This is a genomic window from Haloechinothrix sp. LS1_15 (assembly GCF_033042135.1).
Taxonomy (GTDB): Bacteria; Actinomycetota; Actinomycetes; order Mycobacteriales; family Pseudonocardiaceae; genus Haloechinothrix.
The window spans coordinates 143,106-168,441 of sequence record NZ_WBXM01000008.1; the positions used below are offsets into that span (position 1 = coordinate 143,106).

The window sequence follows — 25,336 nt, forward strand, 5'->3', positions numbered from 1 at the left end:
CCTTCTCCGAATCACTCCGGTCACGTGCCGGAGACCACGTCCCGATAGGCCGCGAGCAGCAGACGAAGCACCTCGCCTGGCGCGTAACCACGCTCGAAGTGTTCCCTGGCACGGGCCCCGGCCGAATCCACCGCGCTGTCGTCGGCCAGCACGGGCAACGCGGCGGCCAACGCCGCCGGGTCAGCAGGGGGAACCAGCCACCGACTGCCGAGCGCCCCCACCACCTCGGCAGGTCCGGCGATGTCGGCGCCGAGCACCGGAAGGCCCGCGGCCATCGCCTCGACAGCCGCCAGCCCGAAGGTCTCGTAGCACTCGCTGGGCACCACGACAGCGCGCGCCGTGCGCAGCGTCCGGTACAGCTCGGCCTTGTCGACCCAGCCGGTGATGTCGACGCCTTCCGGTGCGGCGCGCCGCAGGACGGCCCGTTGCGGGCCATCGCCGATGACACGTAGCCGCAGCCCACCCAGCGACTCACCTGCCGCGCGCCAGGCCTCGAGCAGGCCCGCGACGCCCTTCTCCTCGGAGAGCCTGCTCACGCACAGCACCGACCGCGAGGCCGAGGGGCGAGCCTGCCGGGGTCCGGGATCGGTGACCACATTGGGCTTGACGCTGATGCGGTCCGGCACGAACCCCGCCCGGACGTAGGTGTCCTTGACGAACCGCGACGGTACGAGGAACCGGTCCACCGAGTCCCACGTGGACCGCGCACGACCGAGCGCGATCGTGGTCGCGGCCACGGCCGACTGCGCGGCGGAGCCCCGGTAACACCCGTGCCGAACCGCGTGCCAGGGATGGCTGCCTAGGCAGTCGGTACACGCCTCGCCGTCGCGGAACAGCAGCCCGTTGGCGCACAGCAGCCGGTAGTTGTGCAGCGTCATCACCACCGGAACTCCCTCAGCGCGCAGCGCGTCCACAACGGAGGGCGACAGGCTGAACCAGGTGTTGTGCAGGTGCGCCACATCGGGCCGGAAGGTCCGTATCGCCCGCCTGGCGTCCCGGTAGCGCACCGGGTTCCACGGCGCGCCTGCCAGCGCGAGTGCGGCGACCGGGCCGCTCGCCCGGTTACGCACCCGCATCCGCAGCACGCGATGTCCGGCTCCGGCCAGCAGTTCCGCCTCCGCCGCCACCGCGGCGTCCTCCCCGCCCGGCAGCGCGTACTCGTTGTGGATCTGCAGCACCCGCATGCCTCACCCGCTTCCTGCGGGTCGGCCACGCAGCGTCAGCGGCGCGGCGATACCGCGCGCGCAGGCCACCGCGCTGAGATGCCCCAGCGCCCAGAAGTAGGGCACCGCCCCGAACGGGGCTTCCATCACGACCCCGACGATGCCGACCCACGGCATGCCGACCGCGAGCATGATCGCGACCACGTCGAGATCGCTCACCCGGCCCGGTGATCGCCACCCCACCAGGTAGGCCAGCCGCCAGCCAGCCAGCGTCAGCGCGGCGACCGTGGCCATGCCGAGCAGGCCGAGCCGCGCCCAGGCGCTCAGCAGGTAGTTGTGCGGGGAGCGGACGGATTCGATGTCACCGCCGAACATCTCGACGTCGGCCCTGGAGTCGACCAGGAAGTGGGGCCCGAACCCGACCCCGAACACGTTGCGGCTGCCGTCCTCCTGGAGGTAGTCCACCAACCGCTGCCAGGACTGGTAACGCGCCGTGGCCGTGCCCAGTGCACCGTCGACTTCCTCGGTGGGCTGCCACAGATTGGTCAGGCTGGCCACCATGCGTTGCCCCCCGTCGGCCTGCATACCAAGCGCGAACGCGCCGGGAAGGAGCAGCAGAACCAGCGCGAGCGCCCACTGGCGCGCACGGGCACGGGACTGCCCTTCGCGTCGCCGCAGCAGTGCCACGGCGATGAGCGCCGCGGTCACCCCGAGCAGCGCACCGCGCGAACCGAGGGCGAGCATGAGCGCCAGCCCGACGCCTGCCAGCGCCAGGTTCGTCACCACCGCCCGACCACTGAACGCCTTGTGCAGCGCCAGCCCGGCGAGCAGGCCGCAGATCATGCCGTCCATGTCGCGCCGTGCGAGCAGCAGCTGCACACCGTCGCCGACCGGGGGGATCGCCTCGACAACTCCGGGCAGGAGCACGTACACCGCCACCCATGCGGCGTGGAAGACCAGCACCGCCATCAGGACCGACTCGATCCGCGAACGCCCGCCCGAGCCACCGAGTCTCGGCGCGAGCACGAGCAGCGTCACCACGGCGTAGACGTACGGCGCGGCGTCCCGCAGCGCGTCCACGCTCCAGTCGCCGAGCGGGAGCCACGCCGCGGTCAGCACCAGCAGCGCCACGGTGGCCAGCGCCAGCCAGGTCTCTACCGGATTGTGCCGCTTGCGGTGCGCGGCCACCGCGAGCAACCGGTCGGCGATGAGCACCGCGAGCACGATGTCCACCACGAACGGCGGGTTACCGGTTGGCAAGTAGCTTCCCCATCGGGCGGTGGCCAGCAGGTACAGCGCCAGCGCGAACGGCCCGTAACGTTGCAGCCCGTCGTGCACCGCTGACCGCCGGAACGTTGTCCCAACCGGACCGCCCGCCTGCAGGGGGCCCGTCGCGGGCACCGGCCGGTGTTCCGGCTCCATCAACCGCCCCCGTTGCCGCGAACCATCGCCCGTGCCTGTCCCCGTGCCGTACGCGCGGGCAGTTCGGCCAGCACCACACCCGCGGTACCGGCGCCCACCGCGGCCAGCTGCGCGAGCGCCTGGTCGACCTCGTCGCGCCGGGTGCGCCCCGCCTCGACGACGAGCACCGTAGCCTCAGCCCGACCGGCGAGCACCACGGAGTCGGAGCTCGGCAGCACGGCAGGACCGTCCACGATCACCGTGTCGTAGACCGCCGCGACCTCGTCGAGGAACCCGGCGAAGGCACCCGAGCCGAGCAGGTCGACGGGCGTCCCGTCGTTCGATCCCGCGGTGACCACGCCGAGCCTGGTTGTTCCCCGCCGGTACACCGGGGAGGGGCACCTCCCGTTCGGCGTGGTCACCTGTGGCGAGGCGTCGATGACGACGCTCTCGATCCCGGTGGTGCCGCGCAGGTAGTCCGCCAGCCCCGGCTGTTGGGGACAGCCCAGCCTGCCTGCCAGTCGCGGTGCCCGCAGGTCGCCCTCCACCAACAGCACCTTCTCGCCCGCGGTGGCGGCCAGCTGCGCCAGCGACACCGCGATCGTGCTACTGGCCTCCTGCCCGGACACGCCGGTGATCAGTACCGATCGCGGGGTCCTGCCACCGCTGCGCAACGCGGCATGCAGCCTGCGTATCGGTTCGGACACGGCACCGTCCGCGGAATCCGCGGGCAGCGGTGCTGTACGGCCGGGCGTCGCGCTCACGGTGACCCGTGCCAATGGCTCGACGCCGAAGGTCCTGTGGACGTCGGCGCTATCGCGCACGCGCTGGTCGAGGATCTCGCGGATGACGGCCAGGCCGAGCCCGCCGAGCAGGCCGACTACCGCACCGACCGGAAGGTGTCGCCACCAGCTCGGCACCGTGGCGGTGGCCGGGTCGGCCTCGGCGGCCACGGTGGCCGACAGCCCGGAGCCGCGTTCCCCGAACAGCGAGTCGATCAGCGCCGATGCCTGGGCAGCAGCCGTGTTGCCGAGGAGCGCTGCCGTCTCGGCGTCGACCGCGGTGACGGTGAGGTCGATGACGTAGGTGTCGGTCGGCACTCGCGCGACGATCCGTTCAGCGAGCTCGTCGGCCGGTTCGTCGAGGTCGAGTTCGGCGATCACGGCGGCCGCGACGCGTTCCGATCCAGCCAGCTCCGCGTAGGTCTGCATGCCGCTGGACGACAGCAACGACGGCGCCAGCGAGGCGTTGGCCATCGGGGTTTCCCCGCTTGGTGCGACGACGAGCTGCGCCGTAGCGGTGTGTTGGGAGCTGGTGGCCAGGCCAGCGACCAGCCCGGCGAGCGCGCAGCCGAGCACCACCGCCAGCAGTATGCGCCACCGGCGTCGCAGCATCCGCAGGAACTCGTCCAGCGTCATACCCGTTCCCCCGGCCGGTGCTCCACCTCGCTGGCGGTGCTGGCAGCGTCAGCGGGGCGGGTGCGCAGCCAGATGCTGGAAGGGAAGTGATCGCGGGGATTGCCTTCGTCCAGCCCTCGATCCATGTCGCGTGGACGGTAGTCGGGCAGCACCCGCCGCAGTTCGGACTGCCTGCCGTGGTGCAGCGCGGACTGGCAGGCCAGTACCTCGAACCGGGGGTTGCCGGTCAGCAGCGCGGCCAACAGCGCGGTTTCCTGCCAGTCCCAGAGATCGTCGAGTATCCAGGGTGAGTACAGGTACGGCAGGTAGATGTCGTGCACGTGCACGTACACCCCTGGGGCCAACGCGGGCAGCAGCTCGAGGTAGATCCGATGCAGTTCCGAACCTGTCTTCACCACGTGGGTGGAGTCGATGAACAGCAGGTCCCCGCTGGTGAGCTGGCCGATCGTGGCGGCCGCGATCCGCTGGGCGGGCGTGGCGACCGCGTCCACGTGAGGCAACCGCCGCACGGCCTGGGACAGGTACGGGTCGATGGTGGTGATCCTGCCTACGGGTTTGCCGTCGGCGAGATTGCGGTCGACTGCGTCCGACATCAGTGCGGTCGACGCCCCACTGCCGATCTCCACGATGCGGCGAGGCGCGAGCGTACGTACGGCGCAGTGCAGCACCTGCGCCTCGATCGGCCCGTAGCGAAAGTCGATCCCGCGCCGCCGGAGCTCGGGAAAGAAAGGGAAGCCGCGCACCTCGTCGCGGTGCCCCGCACACACTTTCTCCAGCCAGCCGAGCTGATCGTCGAGATCCCAGCGAGTGCCGTGCGGCGCGACGGGCCTGCGCCACAGCTCCTCGTTGCGCCGGAGCCAGTTCCGTTCCGGAACAGGCGAGTAGAAGTGCACCGGCAGCGCGTGAACCCGTGCCCGCTCCAGCGCGCCGACCAATGCTACGGCCAGGCGTTTGGTTCGGCGCCGCCGCGATGCCCGCAGGCGCGGCGGGCGTCGCAGGATCGAGGCCACGAACCGCGGGTTGTTCCGCAGGTAACGCCGCCCGAGCCTGCGCGGGTCCCTGGCCATGCGGTAGAGCCACTCGAACCCGGTGGGTCGCACCCACCGGGGTGCCTCGACCCCGATGCCCGCGTGGATGTCGAATGCGGCGCCGAACCCGAACATCACCGGCGCCCCGATTCGCCCGGTGGCCCAAGCCATCCAGCGTTCCTGTTTGGGGGTGGACAGTCCCACCATGACGATGTCGGCTTCCGAGGCGTTGATCCGCGCGGCCACGTCGTGTTCCTCCTCCGGGGTCAGCGCGCGGAACGGCGGCGAGTAGGTTCCCGCGATCCGCAGCCCGGGGCAGCGGGCGCGGAGGTTGGCGGCCAACAGTTCCGGCGTTCCCTCGGCTCCGCCGTAGAGGAAGACCCGCCAGCCGCGGTGCGCGGCGCGCTCGGCGACGGCTGGCAGCAGGTCCGGGCCGCGCACGCGCGACATGGCCGCCGCTCCGGCGTACCGTCCGGCCCACAGCAGCGGCACTCCGTCGGGCACTGTCAGGCCCGACCGGTTGTGCACCCGCTTCAGTTCGGGGTCCCGTTGCGACTCCATCACGCCGTGGACCCCGGTCACGCACACGTAGTGCTGTTCGCGACTCTCGATCCAGCGATCCATCGTGTCCAGCGTGTGCGGGATCGTGGTGACGCTGATCCCGACACCCAGCACGTCGACGCGCCCGGCGAGGACCTCGGTCGTCTCCTCGCGCGTGGTCATCGGCCGTTCCTTTCCACCGCGAGCCTGCCGCGCCGCACGAGGAACGGTGTCGCGCCGACGACGCGCACCTGATCCTCGCTGACCCAGCCCCGCCCGAGAGTCCATGTGGGAACCTCCTCCAGCGCGATCGTGCGGCCGCCGAACATCATCAGCAGCGTGCGCCACAGGATCCACAGATCCATCCGGATGGAGCCGAATTGCAGGTAGCAGAAGTCGTAGTCGGGTCGTTCGTGGACGAGGCGGTGGCGCTCGTTGCCGATCTGCCACAGGCCGGTGCAGCCTTGGCGCACCAGGCATCGGGCGTCGCGGTAGCCGGGATGGGCGGGTTCCCACCGGTCCGGCATCTTCGGTCGTGGCCCGACGAGACTCATTCGCAGCAGCGGGACGAGCCACAACTGCGGCAACTCGTCGAGGTGGCGGCGGCGGAGAAAGGCGCACAACCGGTCGACGGGAACAACGGTACCGCCGTTCTTGAGCGCGTACGGTGCCGTGCGTCGCGGCAAGGTGCGCAGCTTGGGAAACGTCATCATCCGGCCCCGGTGCCCGATCCTGTGGTGCATGAAAAACGGCCACTGTCGCAATCGCACACCGAGCACCGCGGCGAGCACGATGATGACCGGCGTGGCCAGCACCGCGAGCACGGTGCCTGCCATCACGTCCATGGCAGTCTTGACCAGCTGCTGTGCCCGGGTCGCGGAAACCCGCCCCGTCCCGGGGGCGTACCACCGCCGCCCCGTCGCCGGAATCGCTTCAGGTACGGCCTGCCGTAACGGCTCGCTCACACTCGCTCCTCGCGCCGTACACCCCTCGTAGCTGATCTCCGGGCCCTCGTGAGGCCGCCTCCCCTCAGCCCCCTTCAACGGCAGACGCGTAACAGAAGTTACGGACTATCGAAGAATAATTTCATGAAAGTATTTTATGAAATGATTTTACGAATTTTCTTGCATAATCGTTTTCATTGCCGAGTCGCGCGTGTTCCCGGGAACCGCTCCGCCGACGATGACACGACGGCGGAGCGATACGGTGCGAGCCACCGGGCAGCCACCGGTGGGGAGTCCGAACCACCAGACCCTGGCACAGCGAGGTAACGTATCCCCATGAGTCTTGGCGAGGAACGAGAGCTTGTCCCGCTGGGAGCCGGCTTCGACGTCGTGAAGCGCGGCTACGACCGCGGCCAGGTGGACGAACACCTGGAACGCCTCGACGCCGACCTCAAGATGCTCACCTCCGACCGCGACGCCGCCGTCGCTCAAGCGAGTGATCTGGCGCAACAGCTCGAGGAGGCGCGCAGCGAGATCGAGGACCTGCGTGGCCAGGTCGAGCGCCTCTCGGTGCCGCCGACCACCATGGAAGGCCTATCGGAGCGGCTGCAACGCATGCTCCGGCTCGCCCAGGACGAGGCTTCGGAGACCAAGGCACGCGCCGAGGCCGAGGCAGGGCACATCCGGGCGAAGGCCGAAGCCGATGCCAGTGCCATGCGGACCCGCTACGACGAGTTGCTCGCCGAGCTGGACGCGCGCCGCCAGGAGCTGGAGACCGAGCACCGGGAGCTGATGGAGCGCGCCCGCGAGGAGGCCGACTCCATCATCAACCAAGCCAAGGAAGAGCGACTGCAGCTCGATCTGGAGGCCGAGGAGCGGCGCGCGAAGGTCGAGGAGGACTTCGAGGTCGCCATGGCCACCCGACGCGCCGAGGCCATGCGGGAGCTGGCCGAGCAGGAGGCCGCCAGCAAGGAGGAAGCCGAGCGGCGGGTGCGGGAGGCCAAAGCCGAGGCCGAGGCGATTCGCCAGCAGATCGCCAGGGAGAAAGAGGAGTGCAAGGCCGATACGCAACGCCGCTACCAGGAGTCGGTCGAGGAGGCCAACCGCCGCAAGCAGGATGCCAGGACCGAGGCCGAGGCGTTGCTGAACAACGCGGCTTCCGAGGCCGAGCGCCGGATCACCGAGGCCACCGAACTCGCCAACCAGCGGATCAACCGCGCAGCCGAGCGGGTGGAGTCGCTGCGGCAGCTGCGCAACCGAATCGCCGAGCAGGTGCGCTCGGCGCGCTCGGCCATCTCCGAGGCCGACACCCTGCTGGCCGAATCCGTGAGCGTGACCGGCAACCGCAACGGCCAGCACGCGGCCGGGGACACCTCCGCAGGCGAGGAGGGCTCCGGCGGAGGTGACGGTGAGCACGACGTGGACGCCGACGCCCCCACCCTGCAGGCCCCGGTACCCGGCGACGCGCACCGCGAGTACCCGGATGAGCAAGGCCACGACCAGCGAGGGTCCGACCAAGGTGACGCTGCCGAGCACGGCGAACGCTCCGTGGGCGACAGCGAACGTCCCGAGTAGTACGCACCGGGGTTACAAGACTCACGACAACCGGCGACGGAGGCTCGTCGTTACCCTGCACAACCGGTTGCCGACCGGCTAAGGTGATCAGCGCGGTCAGCCGACCGGACGAAACGTCGCCGACACGGAGTGAGGAGCTGCCATGGTCGCATATCAGACCGTCGTGGTCGGAACCGATGGCTCGAAGTCGTCGTTCGGGGCCGTCGACCGTGCTGCTGCGGTGGCGAGTGCCACGAACGCGCTGCTCGTCATCGCTTGTGCCTACTACCCCACCAGCAAGGACGACGTCGAGCGCGCCCAGGATGTGCTGGGTGACGAGGCGTATCAGGTCGTCGGTTCCGCCCCGGCGGAGGACACGCTGCAGACCGCGCGGGATCGTGCGGTGCAGCAGGGCGCGACCCGTATCGAAACCGTGCCGGTCCGCGGCGAACCGGTGAAGTCGCTCCTCGACGTCGTCCAGCAGCATTCGGCGGACCTACTCGTCGTCGGTAACCGCGGGTTGAACACGCTCGCGGGCCGCATCCTCGGATCCGTTCCCTCGGAGGTGGCACGCAAGTCCAGCGTCGACGTGCTCATCGCGCACACGACGTAACCGGATCCGGACACGATGCACGGCGAGTCCCCTGCCGATCGCACCGCGCCCACCTCGGACCCCGGTCAGGAATCGATCCGGCGACGTGTCGAGCGGGTGCTGCTCGGTGGCGAGCGGAAGTACACGCGCCTCCAGGTGGCCGAGGCGGCCGGTGTGTCACAGGACCAGTCGCGCAAGCTCTGGAACGCGCTCGGCTTCGCCACAGCGGGTGACGACGAGGTCGTCTTCACCGATGGCGACATCGAGGCGCTGCGCCTCGGCGAAGGGCTCACCGAGATCGGCGTGATCAGCCGCGAAGCCCAATCCTCGGTGACCCGCGCGCTGGGCCACCACCTCTCGCGGCTGGCGGAATGGCAGGTCGCGCTGTTCTGGACCTGGTTCAACGAGCGGCCGGAACTATTCGCCGACGAGGAAACCGTCGCCGAGACCATCGAGGGCATCCTACCGGTGCTGGAGCAGCTTCAGATCCACGTCTGGCGGCGGCACCTGGCCGCCTACACAGGCAGGGCGCTGGCCTCGGAAGAGGACAGCGTGCGGTCCAGCAGGGAGGTCGTCGGGTTCGTCGACATGGTCGGCTACACCCGGCTGTCCCGCCGCGTCGACGAGTACGAGCTCAGCGAAGTGCTGGATCGCTTCGAGAGCCTGGCCAGCGACGTGATCGCCCAGCACGGCGGGCGCGTGGTAAAGATGATCGGCGACGAGGTGCTGTTCGTCGCCGACAACCCTGCCGACGGCGCGGAGATCGCGCTGCGATTGGGCGAGCTCACCGAACAGGAACCCGCGATTCCGGAGCTGCGCACCGGCCTGGCGTACGGCCGGGTACTCGGCCGGTTCGGTGACGTCTACGGGGCGGTTGTCAACCTCGCCGCACGTCTGACCTCGGTGGCCCGGCCGGGCAGCGTCCTGGCCGACAGTGCCTTCGCCGAGGCGCTGTCGCACCTTCCCGACTACAAGCTCCGCACCCGCAAGACGGTCTCGGTACGCGGCTACAACAGGCTGAAGCTGATCACCCTCGAGCGCGCTCGCTGAGGAGGTGCGAGCCGAAGGGCCCCTTCGATACATATCCGGTACCCAAGGAGTCCTTCGGCTCGCACCCACCGGCGATCGTTCAGAGCGCGCCCCGCTGCCATGGGCCCCAGATGGCGACCGTGCGGCCTGGGGTTTCCGGAGCGAGCGGGCTACCGCTGGTCGAGCCTTGCAGGTTGGCGAACAGCACCCTGCCGTCGTGGCTGAACGTCGCGCCGCACCACTCGTCGTCGGTGGGATCCACGCAGAACGGGAACGTACTCCCCTCACCGGTCACGCCGATCAGCTGCGGGTCCGATCGGGAGGTGTCCTCGCACACCAGCAGGGTGCCTCGCGGCGAGACGGTGATGTTGTCGGGGAACGACATCACGGCCCGGTCGAATGATTCGTATACCAGGCTCAGCGTCCCGCCGTCCCGGCCTCCGGGGTGTGGCCGGTATTCCCAGATCTGCCCCTCCCCGACGTCTCCGCCGTTGGTGGAGACCAGGTACACGGCCTGCCCGCCCCACCAGCAGCCTTCCAACCGCGCGAAGGTCGCCCCGCCGCGCGCGTGCCCTTGCCGGTACACCGCCAGTGGATCCGTCTCGGCATCCCGTGGGTCCGGGTCATCGATGTCCACCCACTCGATCGGCAGTTCCGCGCCCTGCGATTGCCCGGTCCGCGTGTCGTATCCAGCCGCGTCGGCCACGGCCAACATCTGCAGCTTCCCTAAGGTCAGGTCGCCGCGGCGGGCCGGGACGAACCGGTAGAAGCCGGCGGTACCGCGATCCTCGGTGAGGTACACGATGCCGGTGCGGTGATCCACCGCGACTGCCTCGTGCACGAACCGGCCGAGCGCCGGAAGCGGCTTCGGCTCCACGGGACGGTCGGCTCGGGAGTCGACCTCGAACACGTACCCGTGATCACGTTCCCAGCCCGCATGCCGCGTGCCCGCGGTCGTTTCCTCGCAGCTCAACCAGCTTCCCCACGGCGTGGGCCCACCCGCGCAGTTGACGATCGTGCCTGCAAGGGAGGTCCAGACCCGCTCGACCTCGACCTGCCCGGAGCGGACGGACACCTGCAGTGTGCTGGTTCCGCCACCGCCCGATCCGTCGTACCGATCGGCAGCATCGCCCGACGGGCTCACCTGGCCCGATCCGGTGCGTTCTTCATGGTTGCGAACGAGCCGGTAGCTGCCGTGCGGTCCACGGTACGCTGCCATGCCGTCATGACCCAGCGGGGTGACATGCCCGTCGTCCATCGTGGTTCCCGCCAGCCCGAACAGCGCAAAATCGAAACCGTGCGGCAGCAGCAGCTCCTGCCGGTAGCCGGTAACCGGATCGGTACGGATGACCGGCCGCAGCTCACCGTAACCACCGTCGCCCAGCCCGACCGTGGTGGACACTCGGTCCGTGGCGTGCGCAGCCCGCACCAGGCCGTCCAACGCGCCGAAGCCGAGGGCGAGCGTTCCCCCCGCGACAGCTCTTTTCAGGAGCGTCCTGCGTGAATGCTGTTCCGGCGCCGAATCCTGATAGGTCACGTTGTTCATCTCCCCGCCGAGTGGACTGGGCGGAGCGGATTCGCCCCGCCGCCACTCACGCTAGGAATAGCCACCCACCGCAGCGTGAACGTAACGTGACGTGCGCGAGCCTCCTCTTCGACCGTTCGGTTTCGCAGCCGGGTGCGAGCCGAAGGACTCCTCGGGTACCGGATATGTATCGAAGGGGCCCTTCGGCTCACCCGGACCCGCGCAGCTTAGTCCCGGTCGGGCAGCACGGCGTACTGCCGGATGCAGAGGTCGGTGTAGGTCACCGGGCCGCGTGGGCCGGGAACCCGGTCGAGGTTGATGCCGGTCTCCGGGACGCCGAGCAGCTTGAAGCCGTCCAGTAGCCGGGTTGTGGCGTTCCAGAACACGCCGGTGCCGGTGTAGCCGTCGATGAACGCCTCCGCAGCGGCCTCGTCCTCGGTGGCGATGCCCGCCGCCAGACCGGAGGTCTGCTCGTTGGCGATGGTCACGGCCTCGTCCAGCCCGCTCACCTGCGCGATCGTCACGGTCGCCTCGCGCTCGGAGTCCAGCGCCCACTCGTAGCCGATCGGGTGGTGGTGCGGCTCCATCGAGGCGCTGATACCCAGCTCGGCCAGTTCCGAGGAGATGACCGGCCACGCGTCCGCATAGGCGCGCTCGTCGATCAGCAGCAGATTCAGCCGGTTGCACACGCCGAGACGGTCGAGGCTGTTGCGCACCAGTGAACGCACCGTCTCCGGGTTCGCCGCAGGGTGCACGTACAGCACGGCTCCACCGTCGGCGTGCGCGAGGGTGCGGACGTCGTGTGCCGCGGCCGTGCGCGCCAGCGCGCGGGTGGTTTCGCCGCTGCCACGCAGGATGACCAGCGGAACCAGGTTGGGGAAGCTGACCAGCGCCTCCGCTGCCTCGCGTTCCGGGCGGGGCACCAGCTGCACCGCCCGCCCGTCGATGCCCGCCTCGGTAAGCGACGGCGCGATCACGCTGTCGAGCAGTCGCTGCGCGGAACCGAGCGCCGCCGAGCCGGTACGCAGCACACCCGCGTTGCGGGACTTGATCAGCTGTGAGGCGATGTCCACGGTGACGTTCGGCCGGGCCTCATAGTTCGCGCCGATCACACCGACCGGCCTGCGGCGCTCCACCAGCCGCAGGCCACCGTCGAGCGTCGCCACCGGGACCGACCGTTGCGGGTGCGGGGTGCCGGACAGCAGGCGCAGCTGCTCGGCCATGCCGGACAGTCGCTCGTCGGTGATGGTGAGCCGGTCGAGCAGGCCGGAGCTCATCCCCTCCTCGCGGGCCTTGGCCACATCGGCCTGGTTCGCCTCGAGGACCTCGGCGCGGTTGGCGAGCAGCCGCTCGGCCATCGCGGTCAGCACGCCGTCGATCGTGCTGTCGGCCACCGCGGCCAACGACGGTGCCGCCTGCTTGGCAGCCGCGGCGCATTCCTCGACGGTCTTGGCTACTTCGTCGGTCATAGCCCACAGTGTGCCGTACCGGTCACCCGGCGGCCGCACCGATCTCGGTCACCACGGGATCGAGCATCCGGAAACCGCCAACCCCCAGGCAGGCCAGCGCCACCGCAGCAAGCACAAGCACCCACAGCAGCGCGGGCACCCTGGTCAGGCGCGCGAGCTGATCGGCGTCGGAGTCGCGGGCGGCTCCCCGCGCCCGCTTGGTCTGCATCTCCAGCACCGGCCGCACCGACCCGAGGAGCAGGAACCATGTGATCAGGTACACGAATACGGCCTGCACCACCGCGCTGCCGTAGAAGGCCACCCCGCCGAGCACGGCGGCGGCCGCGACGATCGTGAAGATCCCGTACGCGTTGCGCACCAGCAGCAGCACGCCGAGCACGAGCAGCGCCGACAGCGCCAGCACCAGCACGATCAACTCGGCGACCACCAGCACGCTGAAGATCAGACCGAGTATCGCCGGGGCGGGGTATCCCGCAAGCGTGGTCAGCACCATCCCGGGGCCGGTGGGTCTACCTCGGGAAACCGTGACGCCCGAGGTGTCCGAATGCAGCCGGATCCCTTGCAGCCGCCTGCCCACCAGCAACGCCATCAACGCGTGCCCCGCCTCGTGGACGATCGTGAGCACCTGCCGGAACAGCCGCCACAGCCCGCCGGAGACCACGAGGATCGCGGCCACGGCAAGCGTCGTCAACGGGATCACGATGTGCGGCTCGGGGGCGACGCCGAAGAGGCGCTCCCACCACTGCTCAGCTTCTGTCGGCACGCTCCAAGGTCATCACATCGGCTGACGGGGCTCGCACTCCGGTCCGTCTACCCGCGTCGGGTCCGCTATCGTGATAGGTATGCACTTCATGCACCAGGACCTGCCCCTCACGGGCTTGGTCATCCGGCCGCGCACGCTGCGTTCCTGAACGCAGCGGCCCGCCCCGCATCCATCGCCGCCCGAGGCGGCGCTTCCCACCAGCCGTGAGCGTCGACGCGCGGCGTCGACCACCGCTTCCGGCCGCAGGTGTGGTCGCTGCGACGCGATCCGAATCGATCCGTCCTCTCGCGTTGGAGCACCACACCCATGTCTCGTTCACGTTCCCGCGCGCGTACCCGGACGCGCGCGACCAGCAATCCCGGCGTGCATTTCCTCGCCGACCCCGCACTGGCCCGCGAGCTGGTGCACACCTGCGCCCCTTGCGAGGCCGATACCGTCGTCGAGCTAGGCGCCGGAACCGGCGCGGTGACCGCCCCGCTGGCCGCCACCGGCGCGCGGGTGCTCGCCGTGGAGCGCGACCCCGCCTTCCTGGCCCGGCTGCGCACCCGATTCCGCGACAACGACAGGGTCACCGTCGACGATGTCGATATCCGGGACCTGACACTGCCGCGCACCAGGTTCCATATCGTGGCCTCACTCCCGTACGGACTGTCCACCACTGCCTGTCGCATGCTGTTCGGGCCAGAGCCCACCGGCTTGCGATGCGCTTCCCTGCTGGTCGAGTGGGGTTTCGCCAAGCGGCTCACCGCCGCTGTGCCGCGCTCGTCCGAACTCGCGTGGTGGAACGCACGGTTCACCATCGAGCTGCGGCGTCCCGTGGCGCCCACGGCGTTCCGCCCACCACCGGCTGTGCGATCCGCGCATCTCGTCGCGCGCCGCGACCCGGCGGTGCGCGGCAGCACCGCCCGAGCGTTACGGACGCTGCTGGCACTGGCGTATCGCATGCCGGGCGAGTCGGTGCGAACGGTCACACGTGCCGCGATGGGTCGGACCCCGCCACCGCGCGTGGTGCGCGCGGTGGGGATCGACCCGGCGGCGGCCGCCGCCTGCACCACCCCGGCGGCCTGGGCCCGGCTTGCCACCCAACTCGCCGACCATCCCCGGGTGCACTGGCCACCGCTGCCCCGCGCACTGGCCCGTCACGGGGTATGGCACGGCGTGTCCGGTCGTCACGCGCGGGCCTGAGAGGTGATACTGGACGAGTCGCACCGCCGCCGACGAGCGATTCCCGCTACCGGGAGGATGGTCCGCCGTGCCTGGACAGCCACCCGACGACACCGTGGCCCGGCTACTCGAACTGCTCGCCGAACCGCCCGAACGCCCGGACTTCTCGCGCGGCTACCTCGATCTGCTCGGCGACACCGACCAGGCGGGCCCCTCGACCGGAGTCACGCAGCGGCTCATGCGCGCCGAGCTCGTCACCGCCATCTACGAAGATTACTGGCGTCCCGGTCTCGGTCGCGTGCTCAAAGGGCCGCGCGGGCCCAGCATGGCGGGTGAGGTGGAGCTGGCCGTCGAGCGGCTCCGGCTCGCACCGGGGCACACCGTGCTGGACGTCGCGTGCGGCACCGGTCGCTTCACCCGCGCCTTCGGCACCGCCGTCGGCACTCCGGCAGGCGGCGGCAGCGAGGGGGCGGGGTTGGCGGTCGGGCTCGACGGTTCGCACCCCATGCTGGCGCGGGCCGTCGAGCGCACCGCCCGGCAGTCCGCTGTGGCCTACCTGCGTGGTGACGCCGTCGCCCTCCCGCTGGCCGCGGACACCGTGGACGCGCTGTGCTGCTTCGCGGCGCTGCACATGTTCGCCGACCCGGAGGCCGCGCTGGACTCGTTCGCGCGCACGCTCAAACCGGGTGGGCGGATCGTGCTGCTGGCCAGTGGGCTCCGCAAGCGCCAACCGGCCCGCACGTTCGACCTCGCGGGCGGCAGGCTGGCAGGTCTGCGCATGTTCGAACGCGGCGAGGTGGCCGAGCTGCTCTCGCAGCGCGGCTTCACCGAGATCACCCAGGACTTCCACGGCGTCGCGCAGATCGTCGCCGCAACGTTCACGCGCTAGCGCTTCCCCGGCGCGCGTTCTACCCCGGGCTGCCCAGGCTTCGTCCGGCAGCGCTCGGCTGGTTGCAGGCCGTGCGTGACGGAGCTCCACGTATCGATCCCGTACAGGAACTCCCGCGCTGCCCACACCATCCGCGGCCCCAGGTAACGTCCCCACGCCACGAACCACTCGTGCCACGTGGCGGCTTGTTCTCGTTTGACTGTCACGCCTGTCATGCTGCTCGCGCCACAGTCGCGGGAACAGTGGCGTGATCGCCACACTTCGCTAAGATTGCGCCATGCCACCGCCGTCGCAGGCACACCCGCCCGCACACTCGCCGCCTCCTGCTTCCGGGCACAAGGTGGCTGTGCTGGCTCACGAGGGTATGGGTGCGTTCGAGCTGGGCACCGTCACCGAGATCTTCGGGCGGCACCGTCCCGACGTGTGCGAGGACTGGTACCGGCTGAGCGTGTGCGTCGAGGACGCTGCCCCGGTCGCAGTGCTGGGTGGTGCCGAGCTGCGGGCGCACGGAAGGCTGGACGACCTCGCGGCAGCCGACACGGTGGTATTGCCTGGGGTGGCCGATCGACACGGGAACCCAGGCCCGGACGTGGTCGACGCGCTCCGCGCGGCCCACGCCCGCGGCGCCCGGATGGTATCCATCTGCAGCGGAACGTTCGCGCTCGCCGCCGCAGGCCTGCTCGACCGGCGACGCGCGACCACCCACTGGCGGTACGCTGATCTGCTGCGCGAGCGTTTCCCGGAGGTGGAGGTCGACCCGCGCCCGCTCTACATCGACCACGGTGACGTGATCACCGGCGCGGGCGGCGCCGCAGCGCTCGATGTGGGGCTGCACCTGGTCCGGCAGGATTTCGGCGCGGGGACCGCCAATAGCCTGGCCCGCAGGCTGGTTGTGCATCCGCAGCGGGACGGCGGCCAGGCGCAGTTCATTGAATCGCCGGTACCGGTCGAGCCCGACGACGACTGGATCGGCGAGAGCATGGCCTGGGCGCTGGCGAATCTCGGGCAACCGATCACGGTAGCGGTGCTGGCGGAGAAGGCCATGATGGCGCCCCGCACGTATCTGAGGAACTTCGCGCGGTGCACCGGCACCAGCCCGATCCGCTGGCTCAACACGCAACGGGTGCAGGCCAGCCTGCCACTGTTGGAAACCTCGACGACCCCGGTGGAGCAGGTGGCCCGCGCCGTCGGGTTCGAGTCGTCAGCCACCTTCCGCCATCACTTCACCGAGCTGATGCGCACCTCACCGGCCGCCTACCGCGCGATGTTCCGGCGCGAGCAGGAGCCCGAACGCCACAGCGACGACCACCGGTCCCGCCGGGATCGTCCCGCCGATAGGCTCAAGGCGTGACAGATCGTCTTGTATGGATCGACTGCGAGATGACCGGGCTGGATCCCGGCAAGGACGCGTTGATCGAGATCGCAGCCCTGGTCACCGACGGGGAGCTGGCCGTGCTCGGCGAGGGCGTTGACCTGGTCATCCACGCCGATGACGATACGCTTGCCGGGATGCCCGAAGTGGTACGCACCATGCACGAGGCCTCAGGGCTGACCGAGCAGTGCAGGCGCTCCACGGTGACGCTCGCCGACGCAGAGCGACAGGTACTCGACTACGTCCGCAGCTACGTACCAGAAGCGGGCACCGCCCCCCTCGCAGGGAACTCTGTGGCCACCGACCGCGCGTTCCTCGCGCGCGACATGCCTGAGTTGGACGCGCACCTGCACTACCGCATGGTCGATGTCTCCTCGGTGAAGGAGTTGGTGCGTCGCTGGTACCCGCGCGTGTTTCACGCCAAGCCGGACAAAGGGCTCGCCCATCGCGCGCTGGCAGACATCCGCGAATCCATCAGCGAGCTCGCCTACTATCGCCGCACCGCGTTCGTCGCTCCGCCGGGCCCGACGAGCGAGGACGCGCGGGCGGCGGCGGCCGAGCTCTTGGGACGCTCTGGCGACGGCAACGGCGAGTAAGATGGGAACCGAGGCCCGATGACGGGCGCTGTCGGGGCGCACGCTACGATATGGCAGCCGGTGTCGCCACGGCGCGAGCGCGGGCCATGGTGGGTGTAGCTCAGCTGGCAGAGCACCTGGTTGTGGTCCAGGAGGTCGCGGGTTCAAGCCCCGTCACTCACCCCAGGACAGCGGCCCCCGCGAAGATTCGCGGGGGCCGCTGTCGTTTTCGTGTCGCGTGACCGTGCCGACTCGCCTCAAGCACCTTCCCCGTCCGAGGTCCATTCCTCCCAGGACATCTGCCATACGCTCCAGCCGTCACTGGCGGCCAGTTCCTGGTCACCGGCGTTGACCACCTCGATGAGGTCACCGGGCTTGGAGATGTTCATCATCCAATCGGCGTCCTCGGTGGAGAGGTTGATGCAACCGTTGCTGACGTTGCGATTGCCCTGGTCACCGACCGACCACGGCGCGGAGTGGTAGAAAATGCCGCTGTGCGACATGCGGACGGCGTGGCTGACCGTGATCTCGTAGCCCTCGGGGGCGTCCGACGGCACGCCGAACGTGCTGGAGTCCATGGTGTAGTCGTAGTGCTCGCTCATCACGGTGTAGACGCCGTTCGGTGTCGGCGTATCCGGCTTGCCCAGTGAAACCGGCAGTGTGCGTGCGTGCTCACCGCCGATGGTGACCTCCATCTCATGGGTCGCCCCGTCGGCACGGGCGATGACCTCCTCGCCGATCGTCATGCTCGCCGAGCGGTCTTTGGCGCCGAACACACCGTCACCGAAGTCCCTGCCGTAGAGCCGGGCATCCACCTCGACCTCGGTGCCCGGCTCCCAGTGCTCGCGCGGCCGCCAGACCAGCCAGGAGTCGTTGAACCAGCGGAACGCGCCTTCCATCTCGGGCTCGCTGGTGATCTCGATCGCGTCCTCGACCGCTTCCCTGTCGGTGATCGGGGTATCGAACTCGAACGACACCGGCATGCCGACACCGACGGTGGCGCCGTCGATCACGTTCGGGTAAGCATCGGCCCGCTGTGCCGGGAGGACGGTGGTGAACTCCGCGGTCTCGGTGACCGTCTCGCCGTCCTCACCGACCCCGCTCGCCTCCAGCACGTACGTCCTGTCGAAGCCGAGCGGCTCGGCCGAGCTCCACGCCGTGCCCTCGTCGTTCATCTCCCCGTCGACCACCGAGCCGTGCGTGCCGACCAGGCTCACGTCGGTGAGCGTGCCGCCCTCGGCCACCACGGTGACCGGGTCGGCGGGGATCACCCCGGTCGCGGCATCCTCCGGCGTCAGCGTGAGCACGGCCGTCTCGGCAGGCGTGTCGACCTCTCCGCCCTGAGGTGAGATATCGGAGGCCTGCGAACCACAGCCGGCAGCGAGCAAGCCGGTGGCCAGCGTCAGCGCCACCCACCGCATCGCCCTGCCCGTCACGCGCACGCGCGACCCCCTTTCACCCTGCTGCCCTGACTCCGCGCGCGGAGTGGGGTCCCCCGACTCACGCCCCAGTGTGCCTGAAGGTTCGCCCGATCGGAGTGATCCATGTCAAGCGCCATCCGTATGGAGCAGCGCCACGAACGCACACTGTTCACCCTTCCAGGTGACCATGGAGGGCTCCCGCGCTGGCCAGCGCCGGAACCGGACCCGCCGTGTCGGACGATCATCACGCCGTGCTACGGTTTTCACGTCACTGCGGCAGGGGGATCGCGGGGATAAGCTCGCGCCATTAGCTCAACCGGCAGAGCAGCTGGCTCTTAACCAGCGGGTTCAGGGTTCGAGTCCCTGGTGGCGCACACTTGTGATGTCTCAGGACATCGACCACGGCCGGACCCTGATTGATCAGGGTCCGGCCGTTTTGTTGTGCGCCTTGCGCGGCAGCCGACGGGACATCCGGTGGGGCGGCTGATCGCGACTGGCTCGCTCACGGCCGTGACCCTCCGGTGACACGGCAGTGCCCCCGCGTCGACGAGCGCGGGGGCACTGGGATGGTTCCGCTCGACCGGTTACCGGTCGCGTAGCTGTGCGGTGAACGCCTGCCACGCCGGGAACGGCACGTCCAGCATGCCGCCCGCGCGGTCCTTGGTGTCCCGCACCATCACATGGTCACTCCGGGTCGCCACCTCGACGCACGCTCCCCCATTCGAGTTCGACCGTGACGACTTCCGCCACCTCACGTCGTCCATTGCTCAGCCACTTCCCGTATCAGCTCGGTCGACTGCCGCCGTGGCAGGGCCTCAGCGCGAATCAGATCCCATCGACGCTTCATACTCGAGAGTACATCCGGGCTATCCAGCACGAAACCACGGGCGGGAGTGTCGACGTAGACGTACTCGCGGCCGTCGACTACGCCGATGCCGAAGGATCCGTCGAGGTGGAGGTGGGTACCGCAGGCGATCGGCACGACCTGTACTACGTAACGCTCGGCCACGGTCATGATGTGCTCCAGTTGCGCCCGCATCGCCTGCGGCCCGGCCATCGGGTAGCGTAGCGCGCGCTCGTCCACCAGCATCACCAGTTCCGGGGGCGGCGGGGATTCCCGGGTCAGGATCTCCTGGCGCTCCAGGCGCGCGGAGACCTTGCTCTCGTCTCCGCCGAGCAGTGCATGAGCATAATCCTCGCTCTGGAGCAGCCCGGGGATGAGCAACAACTCGTACCACCAGATGGCCGCGGCTTCCTGCTCGATCTCGTACCAGGACCGGAACCATTCGGGCAGCCCTTCCTGCGTGAGCAGGTGCTCCCGGATGCGGCCGAGCAAGCCCTCGGTGCCCAGCACGCGATCGGCCTCCCGCGTGAACGCCACGCTCGGCGGTTTGGTCCCCGTCTCGACCTTCTCCACCAGCGAAGCCGAAAAGTTGATTTCCTCGGCGAGCTTGTCCCGGGACCACCCGAGCTCCTCACGCGCGCGACGCAGCTCGCTGCCGAACAGGCTCACTGGCCTCACACCCCCATCTCACTGCTCCATACGAGGGATACACGGGAAGCCGTGTCTGTCATCAGTCCGTTCCAGAGCGTAGCCGACCGGCGTGACGATGACCACATGTCCTGGTTCTGGCTGTACATGCTCGGCATCTTCGCCCTGCCACTCCTGACGCTGGTGCCCTGGGAACGCCTGGCCGACCGGCTGCGCGCGCGCAGGCAAGCTCGGCACGCCAACGACCCCCGGCCCCGCATGGTCCGCTTCGGCAACGGCTACTACCTCGACCGGGGACTGTGACGCGCCCACCCACCCTGTCCACTCACGCCCCCAGAAGCACGGAGGAACGACCCATGAGCACCTGGTACCGCGCCGACGGCACCATCATCATCCACGACCACCACTACGACGAAGTCCACATCATCACCCCCGACGACCCCGACCACCCCAACAACACCACACCACGCGGCGACGACAGCGACGACGCGTGACACTGTTCGATCCGCAATGGACAGTAGAACGCGGCTCGGATGACGGCCAGCGAACAGCAACGGCGAGCCGAATGTGGCAGCCGTTCCGTCTAGGGCACTGAACGTCACGTTCAGCCCCACACTTCCTGGCGGGTTACCCGATTCCTGCGATGGACATCCCGGTCACCGCGGCTATCGCGGCGAGGATGCTCCAGACGATCGTGGCGATGCCGATCCAGGCGAACGCGACCCGCGGGCGAACGCCGAGCCCCACGGCGACCAGTGCCGAGAGCTGCGTACCCAGCCCGATAGGCCCCAGCACCGCGAGCGCGGGCAGGCCCCACCTGTTCATCACCCGCTCCACACGAGCCCAGCTGGCCGGGCGTTCCTGCTCGTCGGCGCCACCGGCCCCCGCGCCCACGGTCACCCGCTGCCTGCGGCGAGCGAACCACCACAACCGAATGCGCTCGCCGAACCACGCCGCCAGCGCCACTGTCAGCAGGTTGCCGACGAGCCCGACGATCACCGTCGGCGCCGGGTGCAGACCCGCCACGATCCCCGCGGGAATCACCACGATCGCTTCCAGCCAGGGCGCCGCCCCGCCGAGGAACACCCCGATCAGCATCAACACGCTCGACACGCTCACCGGCACCCCCCGTACCGCCGCGTCCCGCTCGCCCGCGAGGGGCAAGCCGCCGGAACCATCCCCTGCCACGTCGCTTCCACAACGCCAATATATACCGTCTGGACGGTATATATAGCAAGGTATACGGGACCGATATCACCACCGCCCCGCGCTGGGCGCAGCGACAGCAAGGGCCCGCACCTATAATCGCCGGTAACGAGTCATGCGGGAGGTGTCCTCGGTGTACGCCGTGTTGGCGCAGATCACCGCTGCCGTTCACTTCCTCGGCCTGGCCTACATCGTGTTCGGCGGCTTTCTGGGGTGGCGTTGGCCGCGCGCGCTCCTGCCCCATCTCCCGTTCGCGCTCTGGGGGCTGCTCGTCGTACTCGGCATCAACCCGCAGCACCCGCTGACGTGGTTGGAGGACCAGTTCCGCATGGCCCAAGGGCTCGATCCGATGCCGGGTGGTTTCAACGAGTACTACATCTACGGCACGCTCTTCCCCCACGAGCTGCTCCCGCACGTCGCCGTGCTGGTGATCAGCCTCGTCATCCTGTCCTATGTCGGGACCCTCGTCCTCTGGTACCGGCGGCGGCAACGGGAGCGCGCGCCCTCCGAGGCGCATGAGGGCTGACACGGCAGCACGCTCTGATGCCCGGGTGTTCGCCTACCGGGCATGCGGTGGCCGCTCAGGATCCGGCTTCTGGCAACATGATCGCGTCGATAATGCTGTGTCCGCATGCCGAGCACGTCATCATTTGGGAGCCTTTCGATGCGTAAGATTGGTCTGCTACCCGCCCTCGCTCTCGCCGCCACCGTGGCCGCCTGCGGCGGATCGTCCCCGCAGGATCAGTGGGCCGAGGAGGTCGAGAACGCCGGAATCCAGCCCGGCGAGGAGCTCAGCTACGAGCAGCTGTACGACCGGGCCGAGATGTACTGCGACTTCGGTTCCGAGGACGAGATCGCCATGATGGTCGAGCAGATGTTGGACGACGAGAACGAGACCAGCCTGCTTGCCCCGGACGCCGACCACGAGGCAGCCGCTCAAGCCCACGCCTCGGCGACCTGGACACACGCCTGCGGCGAGGGCGAGGACGGCGACGAGGACGAGTAGGGCTAATCCACAGCCCTACTGTTCCGGTAAGCGGAACAGTAGGGCTTCCTGTGATCCACCCCACTGCCTACGATCTGCGCACCGGTCGTCGACAGGCCGGTATCGGGCGGCGGACCGGACAGGCCGGGCGCGCCGGTACACACAGAGTGGGGTGGACTCATGGATACCTTGTGGGAAGCCGAGATCGCACCGGTCGTCTGGGTCCAGGGCTGGGGTGATTGGCTGGAGCTGCCGATGGCAGGACTGTCAGCGCTCGGTTCGCAGTTCCTCTACCTCGCACTGGCCCCGCTGGTGTTCTGGAGCATCAGCGCGAGTCTCGGCGCACGCCTGTACGTGCTGCTAATGGCTAGTGCCGCCGTCAACATGCTGCTCAAATCCCTGGTGTACGGGCCGCGGCCCTACTGGCTCAGCCCTCAGGTCACCCAGCTGGCCACCGAATCCAGCTTCGGCGTGCCCTCCGGGCACGCGCAGATGTCAGCGACCATGTGGGGCTATCTCGCGGCGATGCTGCGGCGACGCTGGTTCTGGGTCGTCGCCGTGTTCCTGATCGCTGGCATCACACTGTCCCGGCTCTATCTCGGCGTGCACTTCATCAGCGACCTGCTCGTCGGGCTGGTGCTCGGGGTGGGGATCGTCTGGCTGGCGCTGCGCTACCAGGACCGGGTCATCCGCTGGTGGCAAGGCTGGTCACTGCGGGGGCAGCTGGTCATGGCGCTGGGCATCTCACTGGTCGCCCCGCTGATCGCGGTGAGCTGGCAGGCGATCGTCCGGACAGATTGGACAGCCCCGGCGAGCTGGACCGGCGCCGTTCCCGACGACGTGGTCACCGGTGGGATCAGCGTGCTGTTCCAGGTCTCCGGTGTGCTGCTCGGCCTGCTGGTGGCACTGTCGCTGCTGTGGGCGCGGGGCTGGTACAGCGCCGCCGGGTCGATCCGGGTCAGGGTGCTGCGTGGCGTGCTCGGCCTGGCGGGGATGGCAGCCATGGTAGCGCTGCTTCGAGTGACGATCCCCGACCTAGCCGGGGAGTTCGGGTACGCGCGGGACTACCTCAGCGGCATGCTGACCATGCTGTGGGGATTCTTCGTGTTGCCGGAGCTGTTCATCCGGCTGAAGCTGGCCACGCGTGGGGAACCGGACGTTCACCGTGCCTCGGCAGAGGCACGGTAGGCGCCGTCGGCATAGGCCGCCAGACCACGTTCGTCCTGCACCACGACCTTGCCCCGGCGCAGCCGTACCAGATTCAGCTCGGCCAACTCGCCCAACGCCTTGGTCGCCCGCTCTCGTGTGGTGCCGACCAGCTGCGCGAGCTGCTCGTGGGTGAGTTTGATCGGCTGCGGCTTGCGGTCCTGATCGGTGGCGAGCAGCGAGCGCAGCGAGCTGGCGACCCGCTCGTTGACGTTCTTCGACACCACGTCGGTCAGCCGCTCCTCCAGATCGGCCACCCTGGCACCGAGTTGCTCGGTGATACGGGTGGCGATCCGGTGGTCCGACAGCAGCAACCGCCGCACGTCGTTCCTGCTCATCAGGCAGAGCAGGCTCGCCTCGATCGCCTCGGCCCAGGTGCCGCCCATGCGCAGGCCGAGCAGGTCCATCTCACCGAAAACCGTGCCCGGTCCCGCGACACCCGTGGTGACCGTACGACCGTCGGTGGTCACCCGGTAGAAGCGCAGCCGCCCGGTTTTGACGATGTAGAGCACCTGGGCCGTGCCGGTGGGGGCGTGCACGACCTGACCCGCGGCGACCGTGCGCGCGGGCGCCTGCGACCCGATCGTAGCCATCTCCTTGTCGGTGAGATCCCGGAAGATCTCGACCTCGGAGATGCACCAGTGTTCGCGCACCGACAACCCTCCGGACACCGAACCGTCGGCACTGATGGACTCAAGCATCGTAGCCGACGGCAAGCTTGTCCAGTTCGGCGAGGAGTTCATCGAGGTCGGGGTTGCCGAGCGAGTACACCGCCCCTTCGAGGACATAGGCGGGTGTCCCGATCACCGCATCCGGCACGGTCGCCTGCGGATCCGAGACGTCGACGATCTCCACCCGGTGAGCCGGGCGGAGCCGGCGCACCCGGTGCGCGAGCAGCGACGCCGTGTCACAGCCCGCGCAGCCGGGTGCGATGTACACCTGGAGGTGCGCCCGTCTCATCCGCGTGCCGTGCGGCGGCACAGTCCGTAGAACACCGCCGCGGCGACGAGTCCGAAGATGACGTGCCCCATCAGGCTCAGCCACTGGTCGGCCTCGATCACGAACACCATGTCGCTCATTCCCGGGTCCGCGGTCACGCTCAACCACAACGGCATGAGGATCAGCGCACCCAGCACCCACCAGATGATGCCGTAGATCATGCCGCCTGCGAGGATCGGTGCGATCCGGTCGGCGAAGCTCCCTGCTATCACGCCGAAGATCGCACCGATGACCGCCGAGTTGGCCAGGTGGACGATGAACCCGACGGCGGCGTTCTCCACTCCGATGAGCATGCCCACCATGGGCAACATTCCCATCATCGCCATGAGCATGCCGAAGACCACACCACCGATGAGACCGGCGACCACGCCGTAGCCCACCCTGGCGCCGATTCCTGGAGTGGCGTGCACCTGTGTCGACATGAGATCAACCTCCTTGCTGATTCGCTGTCCGGCCGGTGTCCGGCCGGCTGACTGGCCGCGGGAGCGCGGAACTGGTCATACACGGTGGCACGGCGAACACGACACATTCGGTACCCGCGGTCACATAACGTTCGCCAACCGGACATCGCAGTGTCAGCGCCCTGACAATCCCCTGCGAG

Annotated in this window: 28 protein-coding genes and 2 tRNA genes; 14 read left to right on the forward strand and 16 right to left on the reverse strand. The window is 69.2% G+C overall.

From position 1 onward, the window contains the following. Positions 1–20: 20 nt before the first annotated feature. The 5 genes from F8178_RS13995 to F8178_RS14015 form a co-directional block, all read right to left on the reverse strand. On the reverse strand, positions 21–1,184 hold the full coding sequence (locus F8178_RS13995; RefSeq protein ID WP_317495214.1) for a glycosyltransferase: 1,164 nt from the start codon (positions 1,182–1,184) through the stop codon (positions 21–23). A gap of 3 nt (positions 1,185–1,187) precedes the next feature. Then, complete coding sequence (locus F8178_RS14000) at positions 1,188–2,501, reverse strand: O-antigen ligase family protein (RefSeq protein WP_317495215.1); 1,314 nt, start codon at positions 2,499–2,501, stop codon at positions 1,188–1,190. 83 nt (positions 2,502–2,584) lie between these two features. Beyond that, complete coding sequence (locus F8178_RS14005; protein ID WP_317495216.1) at positions 2,585–3,982, reverse strand: Wzz/FepE/Etk N-terminal domain-containing protein; 1,398 nt, start codon at positions 3,980–3,982, stop codon at positions 2,585–2,587. Then, complete coding sequence (locus tag F8178_RS14010; protein ID WP_317495217.1) at positions 3,979–5,733, reverse strand: WecB/TagA/CpsF family glycosyltransferase; 1,755 nt, start codon at positions 5,731–5,733, stop codon at positions 3,979–3,981. The genes F8178_RS14005 and F8178_RS14010 overlap by 4 nt, the downstream gene beginning before the upstream one ends. Next, complete coding sequence (locus tag F8178_RS14015) at positions 5,730–6,515, reverse strand: sugar transferase (protein ID WP_317495218.1); 786 nt, start codon at positions 6,513–6,515, stop codon at positions 5,730–5,732. Before F8178_RS14015 ends, F8178_RS14010 begins: the two co-directional genes overlap by 4 nt. 315 nt (positions 6,516–6,830) lie before the next feature. Between F8178_RS14015 and F8178_RS14020 the strand changes: the two genes are divergently transcribed. From F8178_RS14020 to F8178_RS14030, 3 genes are all read left to right on the forward strand, one after another. After that, entirely contained in the window at positions 6,831–8,069 is a 1,239-nt protein-coding gene (locus F8178_RS14020) for a chromosome segregation protein (RefSeq protein ID WP_317495219.1), read from the forward strand. Positions 8,070–8,211: 142 nt separating this feature from the next. Continuing rightward, positions 8,212–8,661 (forward strand): universal stress protein, encoded by a 450-nt coding sequence (locus F8178_RS14025; RefSeq protein ID WP_317495220.1) that lies wholly within the window; start codon positions 8,212–8,214, stop codon positions 8,659–8,661. Between the two features lie 15 nt (positions 8,662–8,676). Next, positions 8,677–9,690: an adenylate/guanylate cyclase domain-containing protein gene (locus F8178_RS14030; RefSeq protein ID WP_317495221.1), complete on the forward strand. Its 1,014-nt coding sequence runs from the start codon at positions 8,677–8,679 to the stop codon at positions 9,688–9,690. 79 nt (positions 9,691–9,769) lie between these two features. Here F8178_RS14030 and F8178_RS14035 read toward each other — a convergent pair whose 3' ends face one another. The 3 genes from F8178_RS14035 to F8178_RS14045 form a co-directional block, all read right to left on the reverse strand. Then, on the reverse strand, positions 9,770–11,215 hold the full coding sequence (locus F8178_RS14035) for an alkaline phosphatase PhoX (protein ID WP_396345516.1): 1,446 nt from the start codon (positions 11,213–11,215) through the stop codon (positions 9,770–9,772). Positions 11,216–11,421: 206 nt separating this feature from the next. Beyond that, complete coding sequence (locus tag F8178_RS14040) at positions 11,422–12,663, reverse strand: aldehyde dehydrogenase family protein (RefSeq protein WP_317495223.1); 1,242 nt, start codon at positions 12,661–12,663, stop codon at positions 11,422–11,424. Positions 12,664–12,685: 22 nt separating this feature from the next. Beyond that, a complete protein-coding gene (locus F8178_RS14045; RefSeq protein WP_396345518.1) occupies positions 12,686–13,426 on the reverse strand; it encodes a M50 family metallopeptidase in 741 nt (246 codons plus the stop codon). 306 nt (positions 13,427–13,732) lie between these two features. On the opposite strand from F8178_RS14045, the gene F8178_RS14050 reads away from it, so the two are divergent. Both F8178_RS14050 and F8178_RS14055 read left to right on the forward strand, forming a co-directional pair. Then, positions 13,733–14,611 (forward strand): rRNA adenine N-6-methyltransferase family protein, encoded by an 879-nt coding sequence (locus F8178_RS14050; protein ID WP_317495224.1) that lies wholly within the window; start codon positions 13,733–13,735, stop codon positions 14,609–14,611. Positions 14,612–14,678: 67 nt separating this feature from the next. Next, positions 14,679–15,479 carry a methyltransferase domain-containing protein gene (locus F8178_RS14055; RefSeq protein WP_317495225.1) on the forward strand — a complete coding sequence of 267 codons (801 nt, stop codon included), beginning with the start codon at positions 14,679–14,681 and terminating at the stop codon, positions 15,477–15,479. Here F8178_RS14055 and F8178_RS14060 read toward each other — a convergent pair. Next, positions 15,476–15,685, reverse strand: a complete 210-nt coding sequence (locus tag F8178_RS14060; RefSeq protein WP_317495226.1) for a hypothetical protein — start codon at positions 15,683–15,685, stop codon at positions 15,476–15,478. The two genes, F8178_RS14055 and F8178_RS14060, sit on opposite strands and share 4 nt — an antisense overlap. A 71-nt stretch (positions 15,686–15,756) precedes the next feature. Between F8178_RS14060 and F8178_RS14065 the strand changes: the two genes are divergently transcribed. From F8178_RS14065 to F8178_RS14075, 3 genes are all read left to right on the forward strand, one after another. Beyond that, on the forward strand, positions 15,757–16,830 hold the full coding sequence (locus F8178_RS14065; RefSeq protein ID WP_317495227.1) for a helix-turn-helix domain-containing protein: 1,074 nt from the start codon (positions 15,757–15,759) through the stop codon (positions 16,828–16,830). Continuing rightward, the gene (orn, locus tag F8178_RS14070; protein ID WP_317495228.1) at positions 16,827–17,447 is read left to right on the forward strand and encodes an oligoribonuclease; all 621 of its coding nucleotides are present in this window, start codon (positions 16,827–16,829) and stop codon (positions 17,445–17,447) included. The genes F8178_RS14065 and orn overlap by 4 nt, the downstream gene beginning before the upstream one ends. An 89-nt stretch (positions 17,448–17,536) precedes the next feature. Continuing rightward, positions 17,537–17,612: transfer RNA gene (locus F8178_RS14075), tRNA-His, on the forward strand. Between the two features lie 71 nt (positions 17,613–17,683). Here F8178_RS14075 and F8178_RS14080 read toward each other — a convergent pair. Further along, positions 17,684–18,868: an Ig-like domain-containing protein gene (locus F8178_RS14080; RefSeq protein WP_317495229.1), complete on the reverse strand. Its 1,185-nt coding sequence runs from the start codon at positions 18,866–18,868 to the stop codon at positions 17,684–17,686. A 280-nt stretch (positions 18,869–19,148) separates the two neighbouring features. Here F8178_RS14080 and F8178_RS14085 point away from each other — a divergent pair. Next, positions 19,149–19,221 (forward strand) — tRNA-Lys (locus F8178_RS14085). 210 nt (positions 19,222–19,431) lie between these two features. On the opposite strand, the gene F8178_RS14090 is transcribed toward F8178_RS14085, so the two are convergent. Continuing rightward, positions 19,432–19,611 carry a DUF397 domain-containing protein gene (locus tag F8178_RS14090; RefSeq protein ID WP_317495230.1) on the reverse strand — a complete coding sequence of 60 codons (180 nt, stop codon included), beginning with the start codon at positions 19,609–19,611 and terminating at the stop codon, positions 19,432–19,434. Beyond that, positions 19,599–20,369 carry a helix-turn-helix transcriptional regulator gene (locus F8178_RS14095; protein ID WP_317495231.1) on the reverse strand — a complete coding sequence of 257 codons (771 nt, stop codon included), beginning with the start codon at positions 20,367–20,369 and terminating at the stop codon, positions 19,599–19,601. The genes F8178_RS14090 and F8178_RS14095 overlap by 13 nt, the downstream gene beginning before the upstream one ends. 42 nt (positions 20,370–20,411) lie before the next feature. On the opposite strand from F8178_RS14095, the gene F8178_RS14100 reads away from it, so the two are divergent. Continuing rightward, positions 20,412–20,642, forward strand: a complete 231-nt coding sequence (locus F8178_RS14100) for a hypothetical protein (RefSeq protein ID WP_317495232.1) — start codon at positions 20,412–20,414, stop codon at positions 20,640–20,642. 53 nt (positions 20,643–20,695) lie between these two features. Next, positions 20,696–20,833, forward strand: a complete 138-nt coding sequence (locus tag F8178_RS14105; protein ID WP_317495233.1) for a hypothetical protein — start codon at positions 20,696–20,698, stop codon at positions 20,831–20,833. A gap of 133 nt (positions 20,834–20,966) precedes the next feature. On the opposite strand, the gene F8178_RS14110 is transcribed toward F8178_RS14105, so the two are convergent. After that, on the reverse strand, positions 20,967–21,527 hold the full coding sequence (locus F8178_RS14110; RefSeq protein ID WP_317495234.1) for a small multi-drug export protein: 561 nt from the start codon (positions 21,525–21,527) through the stop codon (positions 20,967–20,969). 151 nt (positions 21,528–21,678) lie between these two features. Between F8178_RS14110 and F8178_RS14115 the strand changes: the two genes are divergently transcribed. The 3 genes from F8178_RS14115 (at position 21,679) to F8178_RS14125 (ending at position 23,718) form a co-directional block, all read left to right on the forward strand. Continuing rightward, entirely contained in the window at positions 21,679–22,071 is a 393-nt protein-coding gene (locus tag F8178_RS14115; RefSeq protein WP_317495235.1) for a DUF2784 domain-containing protein, read from the forward strand. A gap of 138 nt (positions 22,072–22,209) precedes the next feature. Beyond that, positions 22,210–22,551 carry a hypothetical protein gene (locus F8178_RS14120; protein ID WP_317495236.1) on the forward strand — a complete coding sequence of 114 codons (342 nt, stop codon included), beginning with the start codon at positions 22,210–22,212 and terminating at the stop codon, positions 22,549–22,551. A 159-nt stretch (positions 22,552–22,710) separates the two neighbouring features. Then, positions 22,711–23,718: a phosphatase PAP2 family protein gene (locus tag F8178_RS14125; protein ID WP_317495237.1), complete on the forward strand. Its 1,008-nt coding sequence runs from the start codon at positions 22,711–22,713 to the stop codon at positions 23,716–23,718. Here F8178_RS14125 and F8178_RS14130 read toward each other — a convergent pair. Genes F8178_RS14130 through F8178_RS14140 form a run of 3 tightly spaced genes read right to left on the reverse strand, consistent with a single transcriptional unit; the run spans position 23,691 to position 25,157 of the window. Continuing rightward, positions 23,691–24,437: a Crp/Fnr family transcriptional regulator gene (locus tag F8178_RS14130; RefSeq protein WP_317495238.1), complete on the reverse strand. Its 747-nt coding sequence runs from the start codon at positions 24,435–24,437 to the stop codon at positions 23,691–23,693. The genes F8178_RS14125 and F8178_RS14130 overlap by 28 nt on opposite strands. Further along, positions 24,430–24,696 (reverse strand): thioredoxin family protein, encoded by a 267-nt coding sequence (locus F8178_RS14135; RefSeq protein ID WP_317495239.1) that lies wholly within the window; start codon positions 24,694–24,696, stop codon positions 24,430–24,432. The genes F8178_RS14130 and F8178_RS14135 overlap by 8 nt, the downstream gene beginning before the upstream one ends. Then, positions 24,693–25,157 carry a hypothetical protein gene (locus F8178_RS14140; RefSeq protein ID WP_317495240.1) on the reverse strand — a complete coding sequence of 155 codons (465 nt, stop codon included), beginning with the start codon at positions 25,155–25,157 and terminating at the stop codon, positions 24,693–24,695. Before F8178_RS14140 ends, F8178_RS14135 begins: the two co-directional genes overlap by 4 nt. Positions 25,158–25,336 lie beyond the last annotated feature (179 nt).